Origin of the sequence: Parvibaculum sp., assembly GCF_035511255.1 — a bacterium.
Classification (GTDB): domain Bacteria; phylum Pseudomonadota; class Alphaproteobacteria; order Parvibaculales; family Parvibaculaceae; genus Parvibaculum.
The window spans coordinates 14,964-36,767 of the sequence record NZ_DATKFR010000202.1 but is presented as its reverse complement, the minus strand read 5'-3'; the positions used below and the strand labels follow the sequence as shown (position 1 = coordinate 36,767).

Annotated in this window: 24 protein-coding genes; 18 read left to right on the top strand and 6 right to left on the bottom strand. The window is 63.0% G+C overall.

Features of this window, described 5'->3' with window-relative positions:
• Nucleotides 1–31: 31 nt before the first annotated feature.
• The 7 genes from VMR03_RS07925 (at nt 32) to VMR03_RS07895 (ending at nt 7,701) form a co-directional block, all read left to right on the top strand.
• Nucleotides 32–778, top strand: coding sequence for a metallophosphoesterase family protein (locus VMR03_RS07925; protein ID WP_325403973.1), 747 nt, complete (start codon nt 32–34; stop codon nt 776–778).
• A gap of 43 nt (nt 779–821) precedes the next feature.
• Entirely contained in the window at nt 822–1,487 is a 666-nt protein-coding gene (locus VMR03_RS07920) for a polysaccharide biosynthesis/export family protein (RefSeq protein WP_325403971.1), read from the top strand.
• A 253-nt stretch (nt 1,488–1,740) separates the two neighbouring features.
• Nucleotides 1,741–2,382, top strand: coding sequence for a hypothetical protein (locus tag VMR03_RS07915; RefSeq protein ID WP_325403969.1), 642 nt, complete (start codon nt 1,741–1,743; stop codon nt 2,380–2,382).
• An 82-nt stretch (nt 2,383–2,464) separates the two neighbouring features.
• Entirely contained in the window at nt 2,465–3,736 is a 1,272-nt protein-coding gene (locus VMR03_RS07910) for an outer membrane beta-barrel protein (protein ID WP_325403967.1), read from the top strand.
• Nucleotides 3,737–3,907: 171 nt separating this feature from the next.
• Nucleotides 3,908–6,097 carry a GumC family protein gene (locus VMR03_RS07905; protein WP_325403965.1) on the top strand — a complete coding sequence of 730 codons (2,190 nt, stop codon included), beginning with the start codon at nt 3,908–3,910 and terminating at the stop codon, nt 6,095–6,097.
• 9 nt (nt 6,098–6,106) lie between these two features.
• Nucleotides 6,107–6,865 carry a hypothetical protein gene (locus tag VMR03_RS07900; protein ID WP_325403963.1) on the top strand — a complete coding sequence of 253 codons (759 nt, stop codon included), beginning with the start codon at nt 6,107–6,109 and terminating at the stop codon, nt 6,863–6,865.
• Between the two features lie 341 nt (nt 6,866–7,206).
• On the top strand, nt 7,207–7,701 hold the full coding sequence (locus tag VMR03_RS07895) for a hypothetical protein (protein WP_325403961.1): 495 nt from the start codon (nt 7,207–7,209) through the stop codon (nt 7,699–7,701).
• A gap of 52 nt (nt 7,702–7,753) precedes the next feature.
• Here VMR03_RS07895 and VMR03_RS07890 read toward each other — a convergent pair whose 3' ends face one another.
• Complete coding sequence (locus VMR03_RS07890) at nt 7,754–8,428, bottom strand: DUF6655 family protein (protein WP_325403959.1); 675 nt, start codon at nt 8,426–8,428, stop codon at nt 7,754–7,756.
• Between the two features lie 144 nt (nt 8,429–8,572).
• On the opposite strand from VMR03_RS07890, the gene VMR03_RS07885 reads away from it, so the two are divergent.
• Nucleotides 8,573–8,842: a hypothetical protein gene (locus VMR03_RS07885; protein ID WP_325403957.1), complete on the top strand. Its 270-nt coding sequence runs from the start codon at nt 8,573–8,575 to the stop codon at nt 8,840–8,842.
• 120 nt (nt 8,843–8,962) lie between these two features.
• Nucleotides 8,963–10,117, top strand: a complete 1,155-nt coding sequence (locus tag VMR03_RS07880; RefSeq protein ID WP_325403955.1) for an FUSC family protein — start codon at nt 8,963–8,965, stop codon at nt 10,115–10,117.
• A 20-nt stretch (nt 10,118–10,137) separates the two neighbouring features.
• Here VMR03_RS07880 and VMR03_RS07875 read toward each other — a convergent pair whose 3' ends face one another.
• Nucleotides 10,138–11,358 (bottom strand): polyhydroxyalkanoate depolymerase, encoded by a 1,221-nt coding sequence (locus tag VMR03_RS07875; protein ID WP_325403953.1) that lies wholly within the window; start codon nt 11,356–11,358, stop codon nt 10,138–10,140.
• 141 nt (nt 11,359–11,499) lie between these two features.
• On the opposite strand from VMR03_RS07875, the gene VMR03_RS07870 reads away from it, so the two are divergent.
• Nucleotides 11,500–12,156 (top strand): glutathione S-transferase family protein, encoded by a 657-nt coding sequence (locus VMR03_RS07870; protein ID WP_325403951.1) that lies wholly within the window; start codon nt 11,500–11,502, stop codon nt 12,154–12,156.
• A gap of 3 nt (nt 12,157–12,159) precedes the next feature.
• Here the strand turns inward: VMR03_RS07870 and VMR03_RS07865 are convergent, their stop codons facing one another.
• Nucleotides 12,160–12,960, bottom strand: a complete 801-nt coding sequence (locus VMR03_RS07865; RefSeq protein WP_325403949.1) for an SDR family NAD(P)-dependent oxidoreductase — start codon at nt 12,958–12,960, stop codon at nt 12,160–12,162.
• 160 nt (nt 12,961–13,120) lie between these two features.
• On the opposite strand from VMR03_RS07865, the gene VMR03_RS07860 reads away from it, so the two are divergent.
• Entirely contained in the window at nt 13,121–14,272 is a 1,152-nt protein-coding gene (locus tag VMR03_RS07860; protein WP_325403947.1) for an L-lactate dehydrogenase, read from the top strand.
• Nucleotides 14,273–14,377: 105 nt separating this feature from the next.
• Here the strand turns inward: VMR03_RS07860 and VMR03_RS07855 are convergent, their stop codons facing one another.
• Complete coding sequence (locus tag VMR03_RS07855) at nt 14,378–15,031, bottom strand: GOLPH3/VPS74 family protein (protein WP_325403945.1); 654 nt, start codon at nt 15,029–15,031, stop codon at nt 14,378–14,380.
• 281 nt (nt 15,032–15,312) lie between these two features.
• On the opposite strand from VMR03_RS07855, the gene VMR03_RS07850 reads away from it, so the two are divergent.
• The 5 genes from VMR03_RS07850 to VMR03_RS07830 all read left to right on the top strand — a co-directional run bounded on the left by VMR03_RS07850 (nt 15,313) and on the right by VMR03_RS07830 (nt 18,876).
• The gene (locus tag VMR03_RS07850) at nt 15,313–15,738 is read left to right on the top strand and encodes an ATP-binding protein (protein ID WP_325403943.1); all 426 of its coding nucleotides are present in this window, start codon (nt 15,313–15,315) and stop codon (nt 15,736–15,738) included.
• Nucleotides 15,739–15,758: 20 nt separating this feature from the next.
• Entirely contained in the window at nt 15,759–16,100 is a 342-nt protein-coding gene (locus VMR03_RS07845) for an STAS domain-containing protein (protein WP_325403941.1), read from the top strand.
• 38 nt (nt 16,101–16,138) lie between these two features.
• Complete coding sequence (locus VMR03_RS07840; RefSeq protein ID WP_325403939.1) at nt 16,139–16,828, top strand: hypothetical protein; 690 nt, start codon at nt 16,139–16,141, stop codon at nt 16,826–16,828.
• 30 nt (nt 16,829–16,858) lie between these two features.
• Nucleotides 16,859–18,466, top strand: coding sequence for a Na/Pi symporter (locus tag VMR03_RS07835; protein WP_325403937.1), 1,608 nt, complete (start codon nt 16,859–16,861; stop codon nt 18,464–18,466).
• 77 nt (nt 18,467–18,543) lie between these two features.
• Nucleotides 18,544–18,876, top strand: coding sequence for an STAS domain-containing protein (locus VMR03_RS07830; protein WP_325403935.1), 333 nt, complete (start codon nt 18,544–18,546; stop codon nt 18,874–18,876).
• A 24-nt stretch (nt 18,877–18,900) separates the two neighbouring features.
• Here VMR03_RS07830 and VMR03_RS07825 read toward each other — a convergent pair whose 3' ends face one another.
• Nucleotides 18,901–19,839, bottom strand: a complete 939-nt coding sequence (locus tag VMR03_RS07825) for an oxidoreductase (RefSeq protein WP_325403934.1) — start codon at nt 19,837–19,839, stop codon at nt 18,901–18,903.
• A 150-nt stretch (nt 19,840–19,989) separates the two neighbouring features.
• Between VMR03_RS07825 and VMR03_RS07820 the strand changes: the two genes are divergently transcribed.
• Nucleotides 19,990–20,268, top strand: coding sequence for a GNAT family N-acetyltransferase (locus tag VMR03_RS07820; protein WP_325403932.1), 279 nt, complete (start codon nt 19,990–19,992; stop codon nt 20,266–20,268).
• Nucleotides 20,269–20,273: 5 nt separating this feature from the next.
• Here VMR03_RS07820 and VMR03_RS07815 read toward each other — a convergent pair whose 3' ends face one another.
• Nucleotides 20,274–21,218, bottom strand: coding sequence for an oxidoreductase (locus tag VMR03_RS07815; RefSeq protein WP_325403930.1), 945 nt, complete (start codon nt 21,216–21,218; stop codon nt 20,274–20,276).
• 117 nt (nt 21,219–21,335) lie between these two features.
• On the opposite strand from VMR03_RS07815, the gene VMR03_RS07810 reads away from it, so the two are divergent.
• A complete protein-coding gene (locus VMR03_RS07810; protein ID WP_325403928.1) occupies nt 21,336–21,800 on the top strand; it encodes a DUF1772 domain-containing protein in 465 nt (154 codons plus the stop codon).
• The last annotated feature ends 4 nt before the right edge of the window (nt 21,801–21,804 follow it).

Below are 21,804 nucleotides of genomic sequence, written 5' to 3'. Positions count from 1 at the left end.
GGCGGGAATTGTCGAACGTAGGCCGGCGGCGGTGCCCGATGGCGTAAGGCTCTATGCCATCGGCGACATTCACGGCCGCGACGACCTGCTTGGCGGCCTTCTGGCGCGCATCGAGGCGGACGCCCGTACCCGTCCGCCGGCCCGCAACATATTGATCTATCTTGGCGACTATATTGATCGAGGGTTGCAGTCCAGGCAGGTGCTCGACCGGCTGACGACGCGCCCCCTTGCTGGTTTCGAGGCGGTCCATCTCAAGGGCAATCACGAGGCCGCCATGCTCGAGTTTCTCCGCGACGCCAATTTCGGCCGCACCTGGAAATATTATGGCGGCCTTGAGACGCTGCATTCCTACGGGATCACCGAATTGACGCTGAGCGACGATCCTTCGGATTTCGAGCGGGCGCGGGCCCGTTTGGAGAGGACCATGCCGCTGGCGCATCGGCGCTTTCTGGATTCGCTCCAGCTCTCGGTCGAGTTCGGCGACTACTTCTTCGTCCATGCGGGCGTTGCGCCCGGCGTCAGGCTGGATCGGCAGGTCGAGGACGACATGCTGTGGATCAGGGACAAGTTTCTTCAGTCCGATGCATGGTTCGGCAAGATCGTCGTTCACGGGCATACGCCGAAGGAGCGGCCTGTCTTCAAGGATAACCGCATCGGCATAGACACCGGGGCCTACATGACCAATGTGTTGACTTGTCTCGTTCTGGAACGCCAGGAGACGCGCGTCCTCCAGAGCGCCGACATTCCCATGGCTGCCTTTGCAGGCGCCGCAAGATAATCACGCCGTCATGGCGCCGATGATATTTTGGAGTATTTTGAGCTTGTCGTTTTCCGTATCTGCCGGAACTGAAATAAAGGGTGGGCAAATGAAACTCGCGGGCGCGGATCTCCTCCGGAGATCTGTTCTGACTGTCTTGTCCATAGTCGGACTGATGGCTTTGGCGGCATGTGCCGGCAATGCGCCGTCTGCGCCGGAGCGGAGCGCGGAAGCGTCTTCGGCGGTGTCGGATGCCGTTCAGCCGGCGCCCGATATCGCATACGTGCTGGGCGCCGGCGACAAGCTGCGCCTGATCGTCTATGGCGAGCAGGATCTGTCCGGCGAATTCGACGTTACGGGCACGGGTAAGGTGTCGCTTCCGCTCATCGGACAGGTTCAGGCGGCCGGGCTCACGCTTGAGCAATTCGAGAAAGAAGTCGGGGGCAAGCTGTCCCAAGGCTATCTGACGAGCCCCAAAGTCAGCGCGGAAGTGCTGAATTACCGGCCCTTCTACATCATTGGCGAGGTCGAGAAGCCGGGCCAGTATCCTTACACGAGCGATATGACGGTGCTGAATGCCGTCGCGGTCGCCGGGGGCTTCACCTACCGGGCAAATACGGGGACCGTCTACATAACGCGCGGCAAGGGGAGTGAAACGCAATATCAGGCGTCCCAGCAGGTAAAGGTGCTGCCGGGCGACATCGTCCGTGTTCCTGAACGCTTTTTCTGACACCGGTCATCTTGCGGCGGACATTTTTAGCGCGCGAAGCCGAATTCATCCTGGGCGTCTCTTGTGTGCGCCAATATGATGCTGCAATAGCACAACCTGCGGAAAAGGACGCACAGGCTGTTAAAGTCGGGCGGCGAAACAGGTTAATGAGACCTTACGAACTTTGTTCCACGGCTTCGGTGTGGTATTTCTAAACAAATAGTCAGGTGGCCTGGTTGTGGTCCATGTCTCGCTGATGTGAAGGGGTAAGCTTATGATGACAAAGCATTGGGTGGGCGCCCTCTTGCTGACGCTGTCCGTGACAGGCGGCAGTCAGCTCGTCGCCGATACGGCACAAGCCGCGGTTGCCGACGATGTTCGTCAGGCCGTGTCGGCCCATGCCGGTGATATCGATGGCGCGGCGTTGTCGGCGGAACTCGCGTCGATCATCGCCAACTCCGGCAATCCGGCTACAGCCGCCGCTGAGGCGATCGCCGCGCTGGGTGACAACGCATCGCCGATCGCTCTCAAGGCTGTCGCCGATGCGATCGAAAGCACGCCCGGAATTTCGCCGGACGATTTCGCCGCCGCGCTCGGTCTGGTTGTCGCAGATGCAGGTACCGGCGCCGAGGGCATCTCGGCCAACGTCATCGGTGTCGCTAAATATTTCAACGCCAGCAATCGCCGTACCGCCGGCAAGGGCATTGCGATCGCGGTCAATCGCCTTCAGGGCAACCCGGAAACCGTCGACACAGCCGCCCGGATCGTCGCGCAGGTCGAAGCTTCCGATATCGGCGAACTCAAGGACGCGTATGCCGAAGCGATGGACGAACTCGAAACCAGCGGTCTCGCCGCCGGTGGCGACAATCTCCTTCAGCAAGCGCAGAACACGACGAGCGAGCGGAGCCCGAACTAACCTCGGGCACGCCTCTCGGCGCCGAGAGATTTTCATTCGCGCTCTCGCTTGATCGTGAATGCAGCCAATTTGGAGATACCTGATGAAGCACGTTCGTTTCTGCCTGATGATTCCGGCCATGTCCCTTCTCGGTGTGTCGGGAGCGGCATTGGCGGATTCGATTACGCCTTCGTCGCAAACTGAAATTCAGGACGCCCGCGGTCAGAGCGTTCGCGATCGCGCCCGCCCGGGCTACGACGCCGTCGGCATTCGGGCCGGGGCCTTCCTGATCCTGCCCAAGGTCGACGTCAGCGAGACCTATAACGACAACATCTATGCGACCGATACGAACGAGGACAGCGACTTCATCACCGCCGTGTCGCCGCAGATCGACATCAAGTCGCTGTGGTCGCGGCACGCGCTGAACTTCAATGCCGGTCTCAGCAAGTATTGGTACAACGATCACGTCTCGGAAAATCGTCTGGACTGGAATGTCGGTGCGGACGGGCGGCTCGACGTGTTGCGCGACACCTTCTTCACCGGCGGCGTGGATTATCGTCAGGCCCATGAAGATCGTGGTTCGCCCAATTCACCCTCGGCGGCGGCGGAGCCTACGGAATACAATCTTTTCGACGCTTCGTTGGGGCTCAACCAGCGCTTCAACCGGGTGACGGCGAGACTGACCGGTACCTATGACAATTACGATTACAAGGATGCGCCTCAGGTCGGCGGCGGAACGCTCGATCAGGATTTCCGCGATCGCGACGAATATCTCGGCGCGCTGCGTGTCGGCTATGACGTCTCTCCCGATACGAATGTTTACGTCCAGGGTTCGCTCAACAAGCGCAGCTATGACGAGACCACGCCGACCGACCGCAGCTCGGACGGTTATGCGGCTGTCGTGGGTTCGGAATTCAAGCTGTCTCGGCTTGCCGAGGGCGGACTATATGTCGGCTATCAGCACCAGGACTATGATAGTGCGAACTTCTCGTCGACCAGCGGTATCGCCTATGGCGCGAACGTCAACTGGTTCGTGACCACGCTGACGACGGTTCGCTTCAGCGCTTCCTCGACGATCGACGAGACGATCGACCCAGCAGCGTCGGGTTATACGGCGCAAATGGTCGGCATCGGCATCGACCACGAGCTGCTCCGCAATCTGGTCCTCAGTGGAGATATCGGTTACGAGAACGACGATTTCGGCGACAATCCCCGCGAGGACGACATCTATTCGGCGTTGATCGGGGCTTCTTACCTTCTCAACCAGAATTTTGCGGTCGGCATCAATTACGGCTTCATCGACAGGAATTCGAACTTGCCGGGCCGGGACTATACGCAAAACAGGGTCGGCATCACGGTGCGGGGCCAGCTCTGAGCAAGAGCTTGCCGGGAAGAGCTTGATTGTCGACGCGGCCCGCCGGGGCGTGTCGGCAATGGCTGACGGGGCAGTGATGCCTCATAGTTTGGTGATTTTATGAATGCGCCGCTTCAGCGGGCGGGTAGCCCTGCCGGCTTGTCAGGGGGATATAACGCTCCCGAAGATGATATGTCTTCCGAAGTCGACCTCGTCAAATTGCTGCGGACGCTGAGACGGCGGCGCAGTGTGATTGCCAGCATCGTGATTGCCGTCACGGCGCTGGTCATGGTGTCCGTCTACCAGTTGACGCCGCTCTATACGGCCAGCACGCAGGTTAAGATCGATACCCAGCACAGCAAGATCGTCGATTTCGACGCGGTCATGGCCGGGCTCGGATCGGATTCGCCGACGATCGATACCGAAACCGAAATTCTCAAATCCCGCACGATCGCCAGGCGGGTGGTTCAGGAACTGTCGCTGCTCAAGGACCCGGAGTTCAATCCCTCTCTCCGTTCGGTCTCTTTTTTCAGCGAAATCAATCCCATCCGGTTGATCGGTTCGCTCTTTCCCGCGGCGTCGTCCACCGCCACGCCTTCGAACGAGAAGGAAGAAGAGCAGATAAACCAGGCGATCGACACGTTGATCGCCAACGAGGACATCCGCCGCCGCGGCCTGACCTACGTCATCGACGTGTCCTATACCTCGGCCTCGCCGGCCAGGGCGGCCCAGATCGCCAACGCGATTGCCGACGTCTATATCGTGAGCCAGCTTGAGGCGAAGTTCGACGCGACAAAGCAGGCGAACGACTGGCTCTCCAGCCGTCTCGAGCAACTGCGCCGCCAGCTTGAGGCTTCCGAGCGCGCCGTCGAACTTTACAAGAGCCAGAACGGTATCGTCGTCACGCAGACGGGAACGCTGACCGAGCAGCAGCTCTCCGAACTCAACGCCCAATTGATTCTCGCCCGAACCGACCGCGCCGAAAAGCAGGCGAGATACGGTCGCGCGCGGCAAATTCTGCAGAGCGGCGGCAGCATCGAATCCGTCGTGGATGTGATGCAGTCCACCGTCATCAACGATCTGCGTAAACAGCAGGCCGAACTTGCGCGCAAACAGGGCGATCTGTCGGCCAAATACGGGCCGAGACATCCGGCGATCTTGAACCTCGAATCCGAGCGTCGCGACCTCGAAAGCCAAATCCAGAACGAAGTGCAACGGATCGTGGCGAGCCTTTCGAACGAGGCCATGGTCGCCGATACGCGGGTGAACGCGCTTCAGAAGAGCCTCGACGATCTGCAGCACAAGAGCGGCGAAAACGATCAGGCTTTCGTGCGCCTGAACGAACTGCAGCGCGAGGCGGCTGCCAGCCGTACACTCTACGAGTCGTTTCTCAACCGGTTCAAGGAGACGTCGCAGCAGGAGGATCTACAGAATTCCGATGCGCGCATCGTAGCTCGCGCGGCGGTTCCCACATCTCCCTCTTTCCCGAAAAAGGGTCTTTTCGCCGCGATCGCCTTCGGTGTCTCGCTCGTGCTCGGCGTCGGCGTCGCGTTCCTGCTCGATCATCTCGACAATGGCGTGCAGACCGGTCCGCAGCTTGAGAGCATGCTGACTGTTCCTCATCTGGTCTCCATTCCGAAGACGCCACGCGAAAAGGACGCCGACGGAAAGCCGATCAGACCGCAGGATTACGTTATTCAGAAACCTCTTTCCGGCTTTTCGGAATCGCTTCGCGGATTGCGTTCCGCGCTCGCACTTTCCAATGTCGACAAGCCGCCGCGGATCATCCTTTTCACGTCCGCCCTTCCCGACGAAGGAAAGACGACGACCGCGGTCAGCTTTGCGCGCGCCGCCGGTTTCGCCGGGGTCAAGACGCTTCTGATCGACTGCGATCTGCGGCATCCGTCCGTCCACCGCGCGCTCAATTGGGATCGCGTCGAGAACGGCCTGGTGGAATGTCTGGCAAACCGCGCCACGATCGAGGAAGTCATCCGCAAGGACGGCGCTACCGGCCTCGATATTCTGCCGGTCGCCTCCGGTGCCGCCAACCCGCCGGACCTGCTGGGTTCCGCACAGATGCGGCGTCTGCTTGAACAGGTGAGCAGCGTCTACGATCTGGTCGTCATCGACAGCGCGCCCGTTTTGCCGGTCGCCGATACGCGCGTCCTGGCGCTCCTTGCCGACAAGACTGTCTTCATCGTGAAATGGGACACGACGCCGCGCGACGCGGCCCTCTCGGCGATCAAGGAATTGCGCAGCTACAATGTCGATCTCGCCGGCGCGGTTCTCGCGCAGGTCGACACTTCGAAGCTCGCCAAATACGGTTATGGCGGTAGCGAGGGCTACTACTACGGCAAGTATCGCCATTACTACGCCGATTGAGCGCCGATCATGGCGTCGTCGGGAGAAGACACCACCTCGGCCGCCGCGCGCATTCTCGTGCCCGGCTTTGCCTGCTTGGTCGCCTTCGTCCTGATTGGTCTCGCGCTGCCGCGGGTGGCTGCCTATCTCGTAACGACGTCATGGCAACACTTCGCTCAGGCCGTTCCCGAGCCAGGTCTTTCAGTCGCGGATATGGATGCGCTGCTTGCTTCCTATCGCGAAGCAACCAAGTGGCAACCGGACAATGCGGAACTTCAGAAGATGCACGGGCGCCTGGCGCTGCTGGCGCTTCGCCCCGACCGCCCCGACATAGCCGCTTTGCGGAACGAAGCTGCCGCCGCCTTGCGGGCCGCCATCATCGCCGCGCCGAACGATGCCTGCGCCTGGGCGACCTATGCCTATGCCGGAACCCGCTATGGCCTGCCGGGCGCCGCCGCCGAGCCGTCTCTGCGGCTTGCCTATATCCTCAGCCCGCCGACGCCGTCCTGCGCAACTCTTCGCCTGTCGGCGATGCTGGCGCGCGCTCCGGCCCTGCCGGAGGATCTGAAGCCCTACGTGGAAGCCGATCTGCGCAGCCTTTGGGCGAGCCCGCAATATCGGCCGGATCTCGTCTATGTTTACCGGGATGCCTCGCCGGCGGCGCAAACCCTCATGCGCGAGACGCTGGCGACACAAACCCGGCCGACTTTCGAGACATTCCTCAAGAGTGCCGCCAATCCGCCGTCAAGGCCCGAAGCCAGACCGACCCAGCCCGTGCCGGCTCGCTAGACCATTCGCTGCCTAGCGCTCACTCGACCGCGCGAGCCTTCCGGATGTCGCGTTGCTCGAGCAGGCTCCCGACAAGCACGAGAACAACCAGAGCCATGAAAACGAGATCGGCCAATCTGGGCATAGGACTCTCCTGACGACGCGGGCCGCTTCGGCGCGCCCCGTATCGGCACCATGAGATCCGGCGGTTGAACCTGCGCTGAACCGAATGCGGCAGGATTTGGGCGTCCAGCGATGGCCCCGTTCATGGGCGGTTCAGCCGCCGGGAGCTATTTTCCGAGACATCAAAGACGGGTGAGCGTCCTGATCGTTCAGCTTGCCCCCGTCTCAAGGAGGTCTCGATGATCAAGACACGCAAATCGCTCAAGGCGAAGGCCGCGATGCTCGCGCTGGTCGGCTTCACCACAGTGGCGCTTCCGCTCGCCCCCGCCTTTGCCGGCGGCTGGCACGGGGGGCATGGCGGCGGCCATCCTCAGAGCTGGGGCTGGGGCGGCGGTCATCATCATGGCGGATGGGATCGCGGCCACGACGACAATGATGGCGCGGCGGTTGCGGTCGCCGCCGGCGTCGGCCTTTTGCTCGGCGCAACCCTGATGGCGCAGCCGGCTCAGCCGGCCTATTACAGTCCGCCGCCGGCAACGGTCTACGCGCCGCCGCCCGCCGGCTATTACGCACAGGCTCCCATCGAAGCCGTGCCGACCTCCGACGTCTATCGTACGGCCTCGGGCCAGTACTGCCGCGAATACCAGTCGTCGATCCGTGTCGGCGGCCAGTGGCAGCAGGGCTACGGCACCGCATGTCTGGGCGAAGACGGTGCCTGGCGCGTCGTTCAGTAGAAGGACGGTTCCGGAAAGACGCCGCTCGCGACGGAGCGGCGTCTTTCCGCTCTCAACGCCATTGCTGGAAGGGCAGGTCTTCTCGCTGCAGCGGTAAGCTGCGGGTAAAGAAATAGCCTTCATTTTCGGTCGGCTGCGGGGGGAGGAGATCGCTGGTCGTCCAGGAGACGAAGAGCGCCACCACCCATTGCGTCTTCTCCGAAAAACCATATTTGGGGCCACTCGAGGAGATGAGTTCACCCGTCTGCGTGCTGTAGCCGGTAGCGGCGAACTTCGCGAGGCCCTGGCGTTCCGACTTCTTGAAGAGCGCAATCTCCGGGAAGGTCAGGTTGCCGGCGGCAGGGATCGGAATATTGAATTCCGGGATGCCGACGATTGCCGTGCTTTCGTCGATGGACAAGGCGCCGGATCTGATTTCGACGATTGCATCGGCATCTTTCTTGTCCGCGACGAGACGCATGCCGCGCTTCAGAAATTCATCCTTGATGACGCTGATCGCGTATTTGCCGTCTGTCCCCTCGAAATTTGTGGAATCGACGAAGACCTTGTTGCTCGCCGGCATCTGGAACGAGAGATTCTTTGCCGCCCGATCGGCCGCGGTCGAAATCAGCAACTGCTCGGTCGCTGTGCGCGTCGGCGAGGACGTCTTCTCGGTGGTGCAGCCGGCTACTAGAACACAAGCCATCGAAATAGAGGCAAGATTGGCCGCGATCGTCAGAACTCGCATGGGTACCCCGACAAAAACCCCCGCCTTCCCGCCCTGTTAGCGCCGCCCGGCCTTCCGGGGCCGACTTATCCCCGCCCCCTTACCGTACCCGCAGAATGTCGCAGATCAACCCGCGCATTTGCGCGACAAAGCGAGGACCAAATTATGGCGACGATACTGAACGGAGCGACGGCAAACGGCAGCTCGACCCCGGTGGACTGGACAGGCGGTACGGGAACGTTCTGGGCCTGGGGCATTTTCGGTGGTGCGACCATCTCCCTCGAAGCGAGCCCTGACGGCGCGAACTGGTTTTCGGTCGGGCAGGCGGTGAGCTTCTCGCAGAATGGAGTAGGCGGTTTTGCGCTCGGGCCTTGCAAGCTCAGAGCGACGCTTTCGGGCGCGACGGGGACCACCAGCGTTTCGGCCATTCTGTGAGCCGCGGTTGTCGCGGTCTCGCCGTCGCCGGTAAGATGCTTGCGCCGTCGGCGACAGAGCTCATCCGGCGCCGCGTCGCGTCATGAGGGCCCTGTCACGACCAGGACGAGAAGACAGCCTATGCAATGGCGCGACACGGGGTTTGGCCCCGCAAAGATGAATCTCGGCGCCCGCGCAAAGGCGGCCTGGCGTTTCGTGGCGGCGAGGCGCGCGGAGCAGCGATTTGCTGTCCGTGTCGTGGTCGCCGCCTTCCTGTCCTTCGTCCTGGCGGGAACGCTCGGCCTGCCGCAGGGATACTGGGTGGTGCTGACCGCCGTGATTGTCATGCAGAACAATCTCGGCGGTTCGCTGAAGGCGGCGACCGACCGGCTTCTCGGCACGTTGACCGGGGCCTTTGCCGGATTTGTGGCGACCCTGGCGGCTGCGAACGGACTTCTCCAGGAAGGACTCGTCATCGCGCTGGTGCTCGCGCCGCTCGCCTTCCTCTCGGCCGCCAATCCGAGTTTCAAGATCGCGCCGGTGACCGCGATCATCGTCGTGCTCAGCCGATCGGGCCATGAGCCTGCCCTCTGGCTGGCGGTCGAACGTGTCGCTGAAATCCTCCTCGGCGGCGTGATCGGTGTCGCCGTGGCCCTGTTCGTTTTACCCGCGCGCGCCCAGACCGACCTCGCCGAGCGCGTCGGTGCGGTGCTGTCGCTACTCGCCGAGGCCTGGAACCTTGAAATGGCGTCCCTCGGTCCGGATGCCGACACGCAGTCGATGAAGGCGAGACTTCAAGCCGTCAACGATCGCCTTCGCGTCAAGATCGTCTCCGCCGAAGCCGCCGGCGAGGATGCCAGGCGTGAAAGGGCCGCGCGACTCACCGAGCATGGCGATACGGACGCATTGCTGCGCACGCTGCGCCGTGTCCGCCACGACTTCATTCTGGTCGGCCGCGCGACGGCGACGCCTTGGCCCGCGCCGGTGATCGCCCGTTTGAAGACCTCGCTCGGCAAGGTGACGGCATCGGTCGAATTGCAGTTGAACGTGTTGGCAGCCGCCGCGCGCAGCCGGACCGTGCCGCCGCAATCCGATGCTTTCATCGCGGCAATCGACGGATTTGGAGACGATGTGGACAGGTTGCGGGCCGACCCGCTGATGACGCAGCTCGCGCCCGAAACCGTCGGCGGCCTTTTCACGCTGGGCTTTGCCTTCGAGGAACTGCGCCGCGAACTGCCGGAACTCGGCAACAGGCTTGCGGAGTTCGCCGCGCCGGATCTGGAGCATGTGAAGTAGCGCAGCGGCAACGTGAAGTATCAGTCGTTCGCCAGGATCATGTTGCGGACGATGGGATAGATTTGTCCCGCCCAGCGCGAGCCCGAGAAGACTCCGTAATGGCCGACGCCGGCCTGCAGATGGTGGCGCTTCTTGTAGGGGCGAATGCTGGTGCAGAGATCCTGCGCGGCGAGCGTCTGGCCGACGGAGCAGATGTCGTCCTTCTCGCCCTCGACGGTGAGAAGCGCCGTGCGCCGGATCGCCGCCGGATCGACCTTCTCACCATGCCATGTGAGCAGGCCCTTGGGCAGCACATGTTCCTGGAAAACGAGGTTCACCGTCTCGAGATAAAATTCGGCGGTGAGGTCGAGCACCGCGAAATATTCGTCGTAGAAGGTCTTGGTCGCCTCGGCACGTTCGACATTGCCGGTCGCGATATGGCCGAGCAGATCGACATGCGTGTCGATATGGCGCTTGGGGTTCATGCTCATGAAGGCGGTGAGCTGCACGAAACCCGGGTAGACGCGGCGGCCGGCGCCCTCGAAGCCCGGCGGCACCCGCGAAATGAGGTTCTTCTCGAACCATTCGATCGAATGGGTGGTGGCGAGTTCGTTGACCTTGGTGGGGTTGATGCGCGTATCGATCGGTCCCGCCATCAACGTCATGCTGGCAGGCTGCGCCGGATTGTCCGTCGCCGCCATCACCGCGACGGCCGCGAAGGCGTGAGCACAGGGTTGGCAGACCGAAACGAGATGCGCGCCAGGCCCGAGCTCTTCGAGAAAGCGGATCACATGATCCACATATTCGTCGAAGCCGAAACGGCCGGCCTCCGTGCTCACGTCGCGCGCATTGTGCCAGTCGGTGATGTAGACGTCGTGGTCGGGCAGAAGCACGGCGACGGTATTTCTGAGCAGCGTCGCGAAATGTCCCGAGAGCGGCGCGATGACCAGAACCCGAGGTTGCTCGGTCGCCACATGCTCCTTGCGGAAGCGCAGCAACGTTCCGAAGGGCGTCGAGAAGGCCGCTTCCTCATGGACCGGTACGTCCTCGTCGCCGACCCGGACCGTATCGATCCCGAAGGGAGGCCGGCCATGGGTGAGCCCGGCACGCGAAAACATCTCGAAGCCCGCGGCCCAGTGGCGCAGTGTCGCCGAGTCGAATTGGCTCACCAGCGGACTGTTGAGAAGATGGGCGGCTGCTTCCGCCGCCGCACGCCAAGGCTTCATCAGGTCGGCTTGCGCCTGATACGCGTAATACAACATGGGTGCGCCCCGCCCCCCGGATCGACACTGTTTCCGGCCATAAAGTTTGGCCGTTCGACGAAAAGGCTAGTGCAAGTTATGCTGCACTGCGAGATAATTATTACGCGCGCATGACGCGCCGGTGCGGGAAAGGGGCGGCTCATGGCCAAGGCAACTCTGACCATCAGCAGTAAAAATTACTCGTCCTGGTCGTTGCGGGGCTGGCTGCTCTGCAAGATGGCCGGGCTGGATTTCGTGGAAGAGCAGCTTTCCTCGAGCGACCCGTCCACCCGGGCTGAGTTGCTGCTGCTTTCGCCTTCTTTTCTGGTGCCCTGCCTGACCCACCATGGGGTCAAGGTCTGGGATACCCTGGCGATCGCCGAATATCTCCATGAAATCAAGCCGGAAGCCGGGCTTCTGCCGGCCGATCAGGCGGCCCGTGCCCATTGCCGGTCGATTTCGGGTGAGATGCATTCGGGTTTCGCCAATCTGCGGGCGGCCCTGCCGATGAACCTCAAGGCCCGCTACCCGGACTTCAAAATCTGGGCCGGCGCCCAGGCCGATATCGACCGTGTGATCGAAATCTGGGAGGACGCGCTCGACCGCTACAAGGGCCCCTTCCTTTTCGGCAAGAAGCCGACCATGGCCGACGCCATGTATGCGCCGGTCTGCACGCGCTTCCTCACCTATGACGTCGATCTCGACCAGCCTGCGGCCGCCTATTGCAAGCGCATCGTCGCCCTGCCGCACATGGTCGAATGGATCAAGGGCGCCAAGGCCGAACCGGAAGAGCTGGAAGAACTCGACGCCGAGTTCTGAGGGTTAGCGCTTGCCCGCGAAAGGATGTGTGCTCGACAGCCCGCCATCGACGGCGATCGCCTGACCGTTGACATAGGAGGCGTCGTCGCTGGCGAGGAAGAGCGCCATCTGCGCGATCTCTTCCGGCACACCATTGCGCTTCAGGGGATTGAGCTGGCCGATCTTGCCTTCCGTGCCGCGCGAGCGGGCATTGTCGAAGATCGGCTTCGTCATGCCGGTCTCGATGAGGCCCGGGCAGATCGCGTTGACGCGGACGCCGGTGCCGTAGAGCTCGTTCGCGGTCGTCTGGACGAGGCTGATGACGCCGGCCTTGCTGGCGCTGTAGGGCGTGCCGCCGGCATTGGCGCGAAGCCCGGCGACGGAGGCGGTGCAGACGATCGAGCCGAAGCCCTGCTTGGCCATGATCGGCGCCGCATGCTTGATGGCGAGGAAAGGTCCGATGAGGTTGATGCGCAGGATTTCCTGCCAGTAGTCCACCGTTTGTTCGACGAGGGGAACGAGGCCGCCGCTGATCCCGGCATTGGCGTAGACGACGTCGAGGCCGCCATGTTCCTTGAGGCTGAGATCGATGAAGGTCTTCACCGATTCCTCGTCGCCGACATCGGCGGCGACAGAAATGACTTTGCCGCCATTGGCGCGGATCATCGCCGCCGTCTCGTCGATCGCCTCCTCGACGCGGTCGACCGCGACGACGCTGGCGCCTTCCAGCGCGAACAGCACGGCGCTGGCCCGGCCGATGCCGCTTCCCGCGCCGGTGACCACGGCGCGCTTTCCTGAAAGCCGTCCCTTGCCCTTGTTAGCCATCGGCCTGTTCTCCATACGTGTTTTTGTTGGCCAGACTTTAGGGAATTCAGGGCCTTTGCGATAGGGCGGGGTATTTGGCCGGCCCACATAGCCGGTGGCAAAGCGGACGCCTTGGCGTATAAGGCTTCGGGATCGGGACACCGTTCGGGGGGAGAATCGAATGACGCAACCGGCATCCGTATCAGATTGGCGCGAGCGCGCGCGCCGGCGATTGCCGCGCATGTTCTTCGATTATATCGACGGCGGCGCCTATGCCGAGACGACGCTCAGGCGGAATGTCGAGGCGATGGAAGACATCGCGTTGCGGCAGCGCGTTCTGACCGATATTTCCAAACTGAAGCTCTCGACCGAACTCTTCGGTCAGAAGCTTGCCATGCCCGTCATCCTCGCGCCGGTCGGCATGGCGGGGCTCTATGCGCATCGCGGCGAGACTCAGGCCGCGCGTGCCGCGGAAGCCGCCGCTCTTCCGTTCTGCCTGTCCACGGTCAGCATCTGCGCGCTCGAGGAAGTGCGCGATGCGGTGACGAAACCTTTCTGGTTCCAGCTTTACATGATCCGCGACCGGGGTTTCATGGCCGCGCTGATCGACCGGGCGAAGGAGTGCGGCTCGCCTGTTCTCGTCTTCACGGTCGATCTTCCGGTGACCGGCGCGCGCTATCGCGACGTGCGCTCCGGGCTGTCGGGTCAACTCACGCTCGCCGACAAGCTCAGGCGCGGGCTCAACGTGCTCTCGCATCCGCGCTGGATGCGCGAAGTCTTTCTCGGCGGCCGGCCGCACACCTTCGGCAACATCGCGCATGCGATGCCCAATGCGAAAGGCACCAACGATTTCGCGATGTGGATCGGCAGGAATTTCGATCCGACCGTGACATGGAAGGATTTCGAATGGGTGCGCGAGCGCTGGAACGGACCGATTGTCATCAAGGGCATACTTGACAGGGAGGATGCGCGGATGGCGGCGGAGGTCGGCGCCGACGGGATCGTCGTTTCCAATCACGGCGGACGCCAGCTCGATGGCGTACCCGCATCGATCCATGCGCTGCCGCCCATCGTCGACGCGGTGGGCGAGCGCCTCGACGTTCTGATGGATGGCGGCATCCGCTCGGGGCTCGACGTGCTGAAGGCGATGGCGCTTGGCGCCAAGAGCGTCCTGATCGGGCGCGCCTGGGCCTATGCGCTGGCCGGCGGCGGCGAGGCCGGTGTGCACTCGATGCTGAAGACGCTGCAGAGCGAACTCGAGGTCGCGATGGCGCTCACGGGTTGCACCGATGTTGCGACGGCCGGAAAGAGCCTGCTGGTCGAGCCGCATTGACGGCAGGTCCGGCGATCCGGATGCAAAGACGCGCGGAGAGCATCATTGTCTCATGCCTCACGGCGGTCGGCGTCGATCTGTTGCCGCAGTGGCTGAGGACGTTGCCTACATCGGCCAAGTATAGGCGGCGTAGGCGACGGCTTCCTGGAAGATTGTGATGTAGCGCGTCACGTTCTGGCCGATGAGGTCCATCTTGGCGAGCGTCGCGAGGCGTTCGCTGGCGCGCTTCAACTCGGAGGCGGGCACGATCTGACGGATGATGCCGCAGGTTTCGGCGAGCGACATCAGGCAGACATCACGCGGATCCGGCAACTCGTCGCGCAGCAAAATCTCCAGAAGACGAAGCTTCACCTCGCGGATTTCCTTGCCGTCGACGACCGGATAACGGCGCGCCTTGAGGAACCAGAGGACGCGCCCCTCGGCCTTGGCGAGAATTTTGCGTTCGCAAAGCCTGTCGAGCGCGAGTTCGCGGACCTGGTTGCCGTAAACGACGAGCTGGTCGATGAGCTTGGCGGCTTCGAGATCGAAACCGGGCGCGGCGATCTGCTGGAGCACGAGATCGACGCAAGCCTCGCCGGTGGGCGCCTTGTCGACGATCCAGATCCGGTCGAGATCGCTGTCGATACGGTTCTGGAGCGCAAGTTCCATGATGGCGGCGCCGATGAAGCCCGCGCTCACCGCCTCGCGTGGAATATCGACGAAACCGCCCTCGTCGTCCTTCACGGTGAGAAGCAGGAATTCCTCTGGTACCGTCAGCATTTATCCCGCCCCCGCGCTATCGTTTGCATAAGACGCGGATATTACGAGGCCCCGGGGGGCTGTCAATGTCGAACTCGGGTGCCGGTATTTCCCGTCGGCCGCGCATACGCCGCCGTTAAAAACCGCCCGATGTCATGCGCTTGTCGCGACGGCAGGAGAGCTTGGCCCCGGGCCGTCCGGCCGGCTTGACGAGGCCGGCCAAGGTGTTATGAGACATCGGTGTCGCAGCCGTCATCGACATCCGTCGAGCGGCCCGCCGAAGGTTCAGCGGAGCAAATCTCGTGTCGGACAAGATCGAAATGACGCTCCGCAACGATATCTCGGAGGTCGCCCGCGTCCTCGACGCGATCGAGGCTTTCGGCGAAGTGCACGATCTGCCGGCCAAGGCGATCTTTCAGCTCAATCTCGCCCTCGACGAACTGATCACGAATATTGTGTCCTATGCTTTCGAGGGCCATGCTGAGAGCCGGATCGAGCTGACGGTGGAACTTCGGGACGGCGGGCTCGACGCCGTGCTCGTCGACAACGGCCGGCCGTTCAATCCCGTCGAGGCCGAGCTGCCGGACCTTGGAGAAGGCCTGGACGAGCGCAGGATCGGCGGGCTGGGGCTCAAACTCGTGCGGACCTATATGGACCGGCTTGACTATCGGCGCGACGGGGAGTTGAACCGTCTGCAGTTACATATGAACGTGAACGCGGCCGGTTGAGGCCGAGGGGGACGAACAAGATGATCGAATTGGCACATGAAATCCGGGGCGACGCGCTGATCCTGCAGCCGAAGAAGCGGATCGACAGCAGCACGGCGAAATCCTTCGAGGAGCAGGCCAATGCGCTGGTCGATGCGGGTCCGAAAAAGGTCGTCATCGACTTCTCGGGTGTCGACTACATCTCGTCCGCGGGCCTGCGCGTCGTGCTGACGACGGCCAAACGGGTGAAGGCGGCCGGCGGCGCACTGACGCTGAGCGGCGTCACCGCCAATGTGAAGGAAGTCTTCGACGTCAGCGGTTTTGCCTCGATCTTCGGGCTGCATGACAGCATCGATCAAGCGATCGCGTCGCTGAACGGCTGACGCCGCCGCCGCGGGGCGGCCGACGCATCGGGGGCAACATGAGCGAGGCTGATGGCGGTATGTCGCTTGCCGATACCAGGCGCCGGGTTCTCGCGCTTTCGGCAATCGTCGGAATTGCACTGATCGTGATCGTCATGATCGCCGTCTACGGCATGTACCGCCTCGACACCGCCGTGACCGCGAGCGGCGCCGAGATCGACCGGCTCTCCGCCATGGCCGACGATGCGCGCGTCGCTCAGGTGACGTTCAAGACCCAGATACAGGAATGGAAGAACACGCTGCTGCGTGGCTACAAGGCGGAAGATTATGCCGCCTATCACGCCGCTTTCGTGGCGCGCCGGTCGGATGTGAGTAAACGGCTCGACGACCTGGCGTCCACGGCCGGCGAACTGGGTTTTCCGACCAAAGATCTCGTCGCTCTCCGGGCACAACACGATCGGCTGGACGCCGCGTATGACGAGGCGCTCGCTCTCTTCAAACCGGACGATCCCTTGTCCGTGCGCGCGGTCGATGCGCATGTGCGAGGGAAGGACCGTCCTCTCAACGAGGCGTTCGATCGCGTCGTGACGCAGGCGAAGGCTTTCGCAGACGAGCGGCGCGAGGTTCTGCGGCAGCGTATCGCCGACACGGCGCGCAACGTGCAGCGGACGCTCTGGATCTCGATGGCCGTCGGCTTCGCCTTCCTCCTTCTCGCGGTCTTCATGGCATTGCGCGCCATCGGCAGATAGCGCGTCCTTGTTTTCGAGAGTGCAGCAGCCATGGAAATGTTCGCCGACATCTTCGCGGGGCTCGGGCTCTTCTTCGTCGGTGTCAAGCTTATCGGCGGCAATCTGAAACAACTGACCGGAAGCTGGTTCCGGCGCCTGATCGAGGCGGCGACCCGGAACACGACGGTCTCGGCGCTGGTCGGTATTCTCTCCGGCGCGCTGACCCAGAGCAGCAATGCGATTACCTTCATTTCGATCGGCATGGTGACGGCCGGGCTCGTGGACGTCGGTCGCATCGTACCGATGGTGATCTGGGCGAATGTCGGCACCTCCGCGCTCGTCCTGCTCTCGGCCATCGACGTGAAGCTCGCCGTTCTCTTTCTGCTCGGCGCCACGGGTGTCGCCTATTATTTCGATATCGACCGCGCGCCGCGTTTCCGCCACGTTCTCGGCGCTGTGCTCGGCCTCGGACTGCTCTTCTTCGGCCTCGAGCTGATCAAGAGCGGTGCCATGCCGCTCAAGTCGATGGACGCGGTCCGGGAGTTTCTGTCCTTCGCCGCCTCGTCCTACGTCCTCGCCTTCCTGATCGGGGTCGTTCTCACCATCGTCGCACAGAGTTCGGCGACGGTCTCGATCATCGCCGTGACCATGGCGAATGTGGGCCTGCTCACCATCGACCAGACGATCGTCGTCGTTATAGGTGCGAGTCTCGGCTCCGGCATCAGCATAGCCCTGCTGTCCACCAACCTCCGCGGCATCGGCCGCCAGATTGCCTGGATGCAGGTCGCGGTAAAACTTGTCGGCGTCATCGTCGTCCTGCCTTTCTTCGCGGTCGAGATGCCGGGACATGTCCCCGGCATCAAGGCGCTCGTCTTCGCCCTGACGTCGGATGGCGCCACGGCGGTGGCGCTTGTCTATCTTCTGCTACAGCTCGTTTCCGCGGTGCTCACGACGGTATTCCGCGACCGCATCATGGCGGCGATCATGCGTCTGTCCCCGCCGACCGACGAGGAGGCGCTGTCGAAGCCGCGCTATATCTATGCCGAGGCCCTCGACGAACCCCGCGCCGCGCTCGACCTTGTCGAACGCGAGCAAGTGAGGCTTTTTGAATTTCTCCCCGACATCGTCGATGCCGTGCGTGTCGACGGCGCGTCGAAGCTCGGCCCCGATCTTCTGGCGAGCAGCGCGGGATCGGTCGCCCGACAATGCGGCGATTTCCTGACCAATATTCTCGACAACAACAGCGCTCGTGACGTTCTGATCGACGTCGTCGAAATACAGAAGCGCAATGAGATCCTGTTGAGCCTTATCGGCGCCGTGAGCGACTATGTGAAGACCATCGAGGCGGCGGGCGCGGTTTCGCCGGACAGCAAGTTCGGGCGTCTTCTCTTTGCGCTGGGCGAGAGCCTGCATACGATTCTGGCGGTCGCAAACGACGCCTTCCTGCACAAGGATCGCCGCGATCTGGATCTGTTGCGCGAATTCACATCCGACCGCTCGACGCAGATGGAGCGCGTTCGTCGGCAGGTGATGGAAGTAGAAGACATCGGCCCTGCCGAGCACGACACGCTTTATGCCTCGACGACCCTGTTCGAGCGCACGCTCTGGCTGCTGCAGCGTTACATGTCGCTGGTCGAGGGTCCGAAGGCGGCGGAATGAGCCGGTTTGTGCGCCGTCATGATTCCGTTACAGTGCGGACATAACTTGCGTCACGCAAACGCTTCACCGGATCGCACATGACCGAAACCTCCGCATTCAAGCCCATCAAGCTCTCCGGCCGGCTCGATACGGCGAAAGTCGGCGAGATCGAAACCCGCTTCTATGCCGAGGTGGGGGCGATCAAGACGCCGGGCGCCGTCGCGTTGATCGATCTGAGCGAGGTCGATTTCCTCTCCTCGCTCGGTATCCGATTGCTGGTGACGGCGGGCAAGACGCTGAAGCAACGCCAGGTGAAACTCGGCGTCATCGCGCCGGCCTCCGAAGGCGTCATGCAGGCGCTGGAAATCAGCGGCCTGCCGGAGCTTTTCAGTTTCTTCGAAAGCGAGGAGGCGGCCCGCGCCGCCCTCTAATCCGATAAGGCGCCGCTGTTCGGCTCACGCCGGGAAACGCGCGCCCGTCAGTTCTTCGGAAATAGCCCAGAGCTTCGCAGCGGTCTCCGTATCCGTTGGAATCCGCTGACCGTCGGCAACGGGGCTGCCTCTCATACCGCCCATCCGTCCGGGACCGAAAACCATGCCCGGCTTCGCATCGGGCCATGTCGCTCCCATCAGCGTCGGCTGCGCGCCCATGGCGGGGCTTTGCGAAAAGGCGCTGCCGATGACGAGAAGCATCACTTCGAGCGGCGTCGGCGTCATCGAGCTGCCGCCAAAGGGACTGTTGGTCGCCGCATAACCTGGATGGGCAAGGACCGCGGTGCCGGGGATGCCGGCACGGTCCATCCGCCGCTGCAACTCCCCGGCGAAGAGCACGTTGGCGAGCTTCGAGTCCGAATAGGCCTGCCACTTGCTGTATTTGCCTTTCCGCCGGTCGAGATTGTCGAAATCGATCTTGCCCTGCCGCGCCATCATGCTGGTGACGGCAACGATGCGCGGCGCCGGCGATCTGGCGAGCGACTCCATCAGGCCGAGCGTCATTGCGAAATGGCCGAGATGGTTGGTGCCGAAATGGAGTTCGAAGCCGTCTTCCGTGAGCCCCTGATTGATGCCGAAGACGCCGGCATTGTTGACGAGAATGTCGAGCCGGCCATGGCGCGCGGTGAAAGCGCGCGTGAAGTCTCGAACCGAGGAGAGCCGCGTCAGATCGAGGTCCATGGCCGCGACCTGTGCCATGGGCGCGCGTGCCTTGAGCACGGAAAGCGCTTCCGTTGCGGCCGAGGCATTGCGACAGGCGATGACGACTTCGGCGCCTCTCGAGGCCAGCGTGGCGGCTGTCTCGAGGCCGAGCCCTCTGTTGCCGCCGGTCACGAGGGCGATCCGCCCGGAGAGGTCGGGAATGTCGGCCGGTGTCCAGCGTGCCGTCGTTCCGCGTGTCATGACGCCTCCCCATATTGGTCGCGGGCCCGAGCTTCGCCGCTCCGGCGCGGTGAGGGATCGTCCATTTGGATAGTCGTGAAGCGCGATGTCGGTCTGGCTTGATCTGGCTGCCCGAGGGATTAGCTTGGAGAAAACATCATGGAGAAATCAATGTCAGGCGACGTCATCGACAACCGGGCCCGCAACCGTTTCGAACTCGTGATCGACGGGGTCACCGCCCATATCGACTATGAACGAAAGCCGGATCCCATCGTGCTGATCCACACGATCGTGCCGAAGGAGATCGGGGGCAGGGGCGTCGGGACGCAAATCATCCAGGGCGCGCTCGACATGATCCGGGCCGAGGGCATCAAGATGGTGCCGCAATGTCCCTTCGTCGCCGCCTTCCTCAAGAAGCATCCCGAATATAACGATCTCGTCGCGGGCTGACGGCCCTATCCGAGGTCGGCATAGGCGACGCCCGTGAGCGTCGTCGAGATCTCCCATAGCCTCTTGCCGATGGCCGGGTCGAGCGCCTCGGCGGATGCTTTGGCGGGGGCCGGATCGCCTTTCATCTCGCCGAAGCCATCGGGTCCGTAAAAGGCTCCGGCGGGAACGTCGTTAGCTGCGGCGGCGTGGATGATGGGGCGCGCGCCTTTCTCGGCGGACTGGCCCAGAAACGCCATCGTCAGTGGCAGGATGATGTCGACCAGATGGTCCGTGAAGCGCTCGCGCTTCTGGCCCTTCCGGCTCGCCGGCAGCGCGGTGCGCGCGACACCGGGATGGGCCGCGACGCTCTTCAGCTTTACATGCGCCGCATCGCAGCGCCGCTGCAGCTCGAGCGCGAAGACGAGGCAGGCGAGCTTCGTCTGGTTATAGGCCCGCTGCGGATCGTAGTGCTTTTCGAGTTGCAGGTCGTCGAAATGAATATGTCCCTGCTTGTGGGCGATGCTCGACACCGTCACCACGCGCGGTTCGTTGCTCTTGAGAAGAAGCGGGAGGAGAAGGCCCGTCAGCGCGAAGTGACCGAGATAGTTGATGCCGAATTTGAGTTCGAAACCGTCCGCCGTGGTGCGCCGTGCGAGCGGCGGGGTGATGCCGGCATTGTTGACGAGTATGTCGAGCGGCCGTTCGTTCGCGACCAGATCGGATGAGAATGCCCGGATGTTCCCGAGATCGGCGAGGTCGATCGGCTTGAAGGAAACATCGGCGCCGGGGGTGGCCGCGCGAATGCGGCGCAGCGCGTCCTCGCCACCCCCGACATTGCGGTCCGCGACGAGAACGCTGGCGCCGCGCCGCGCCAGCGCTGCCGCCGTCTCGTAGCCGAGGCCGCTCGCCCCCCCTGTGACCAGCGCGTATCGTCCGTCCAGCCGCCCGAGCAGCGCTTCGTTCCAAGCCATGATGACTTCCCCCTCCGGCGCCCTCGCTCGATGGCGTGGGCCGGCGTCCACTGTTCGGGGTTGCAGCGGGTTTCCTCAAGAGCCAAATGAACTAGGTGATCTGGAGGGAGGAGGAAAATGAACAGGCTGCTTCGCAACGTCAATTTCGCGGTCGGCGCTCTCGCGGTCACGGCGCCCATGGCGCATGTCCTCGAATTGCCGAACAAATTCGCGCTTGATGGGCCGACCTGGCTCGTCGTGCAGCAACAGCTCTATCGCGGCTGGGGACTGATCTTCGGGCCCGTGGAAATTCTGGCTCTGGCGACGTCGCTGGCGCTTCTCGCTCTGCGGCGCCGTGAGAGGGCGTCGCTTCGGCCGACGCTGCTTGCCACGGCCTGCTATGCGGCGATGCTCGCCGTATTCTTTGTCTTCAATGCGCCGGTCAACGCCGCCTTCAGCGGCTGGACGGCGGCGACGATGCCGGCCGATTGGCAGGGCTTCCGCCTGCGTTGGGAGGTCGGACATGCCCTCGCGGCGCTGCTGTCCATCGTCGCCCTTCTGGCGCTTATTCGCGCGGCGACCGGGGAAAGCGCGCGGGCCTGACGGC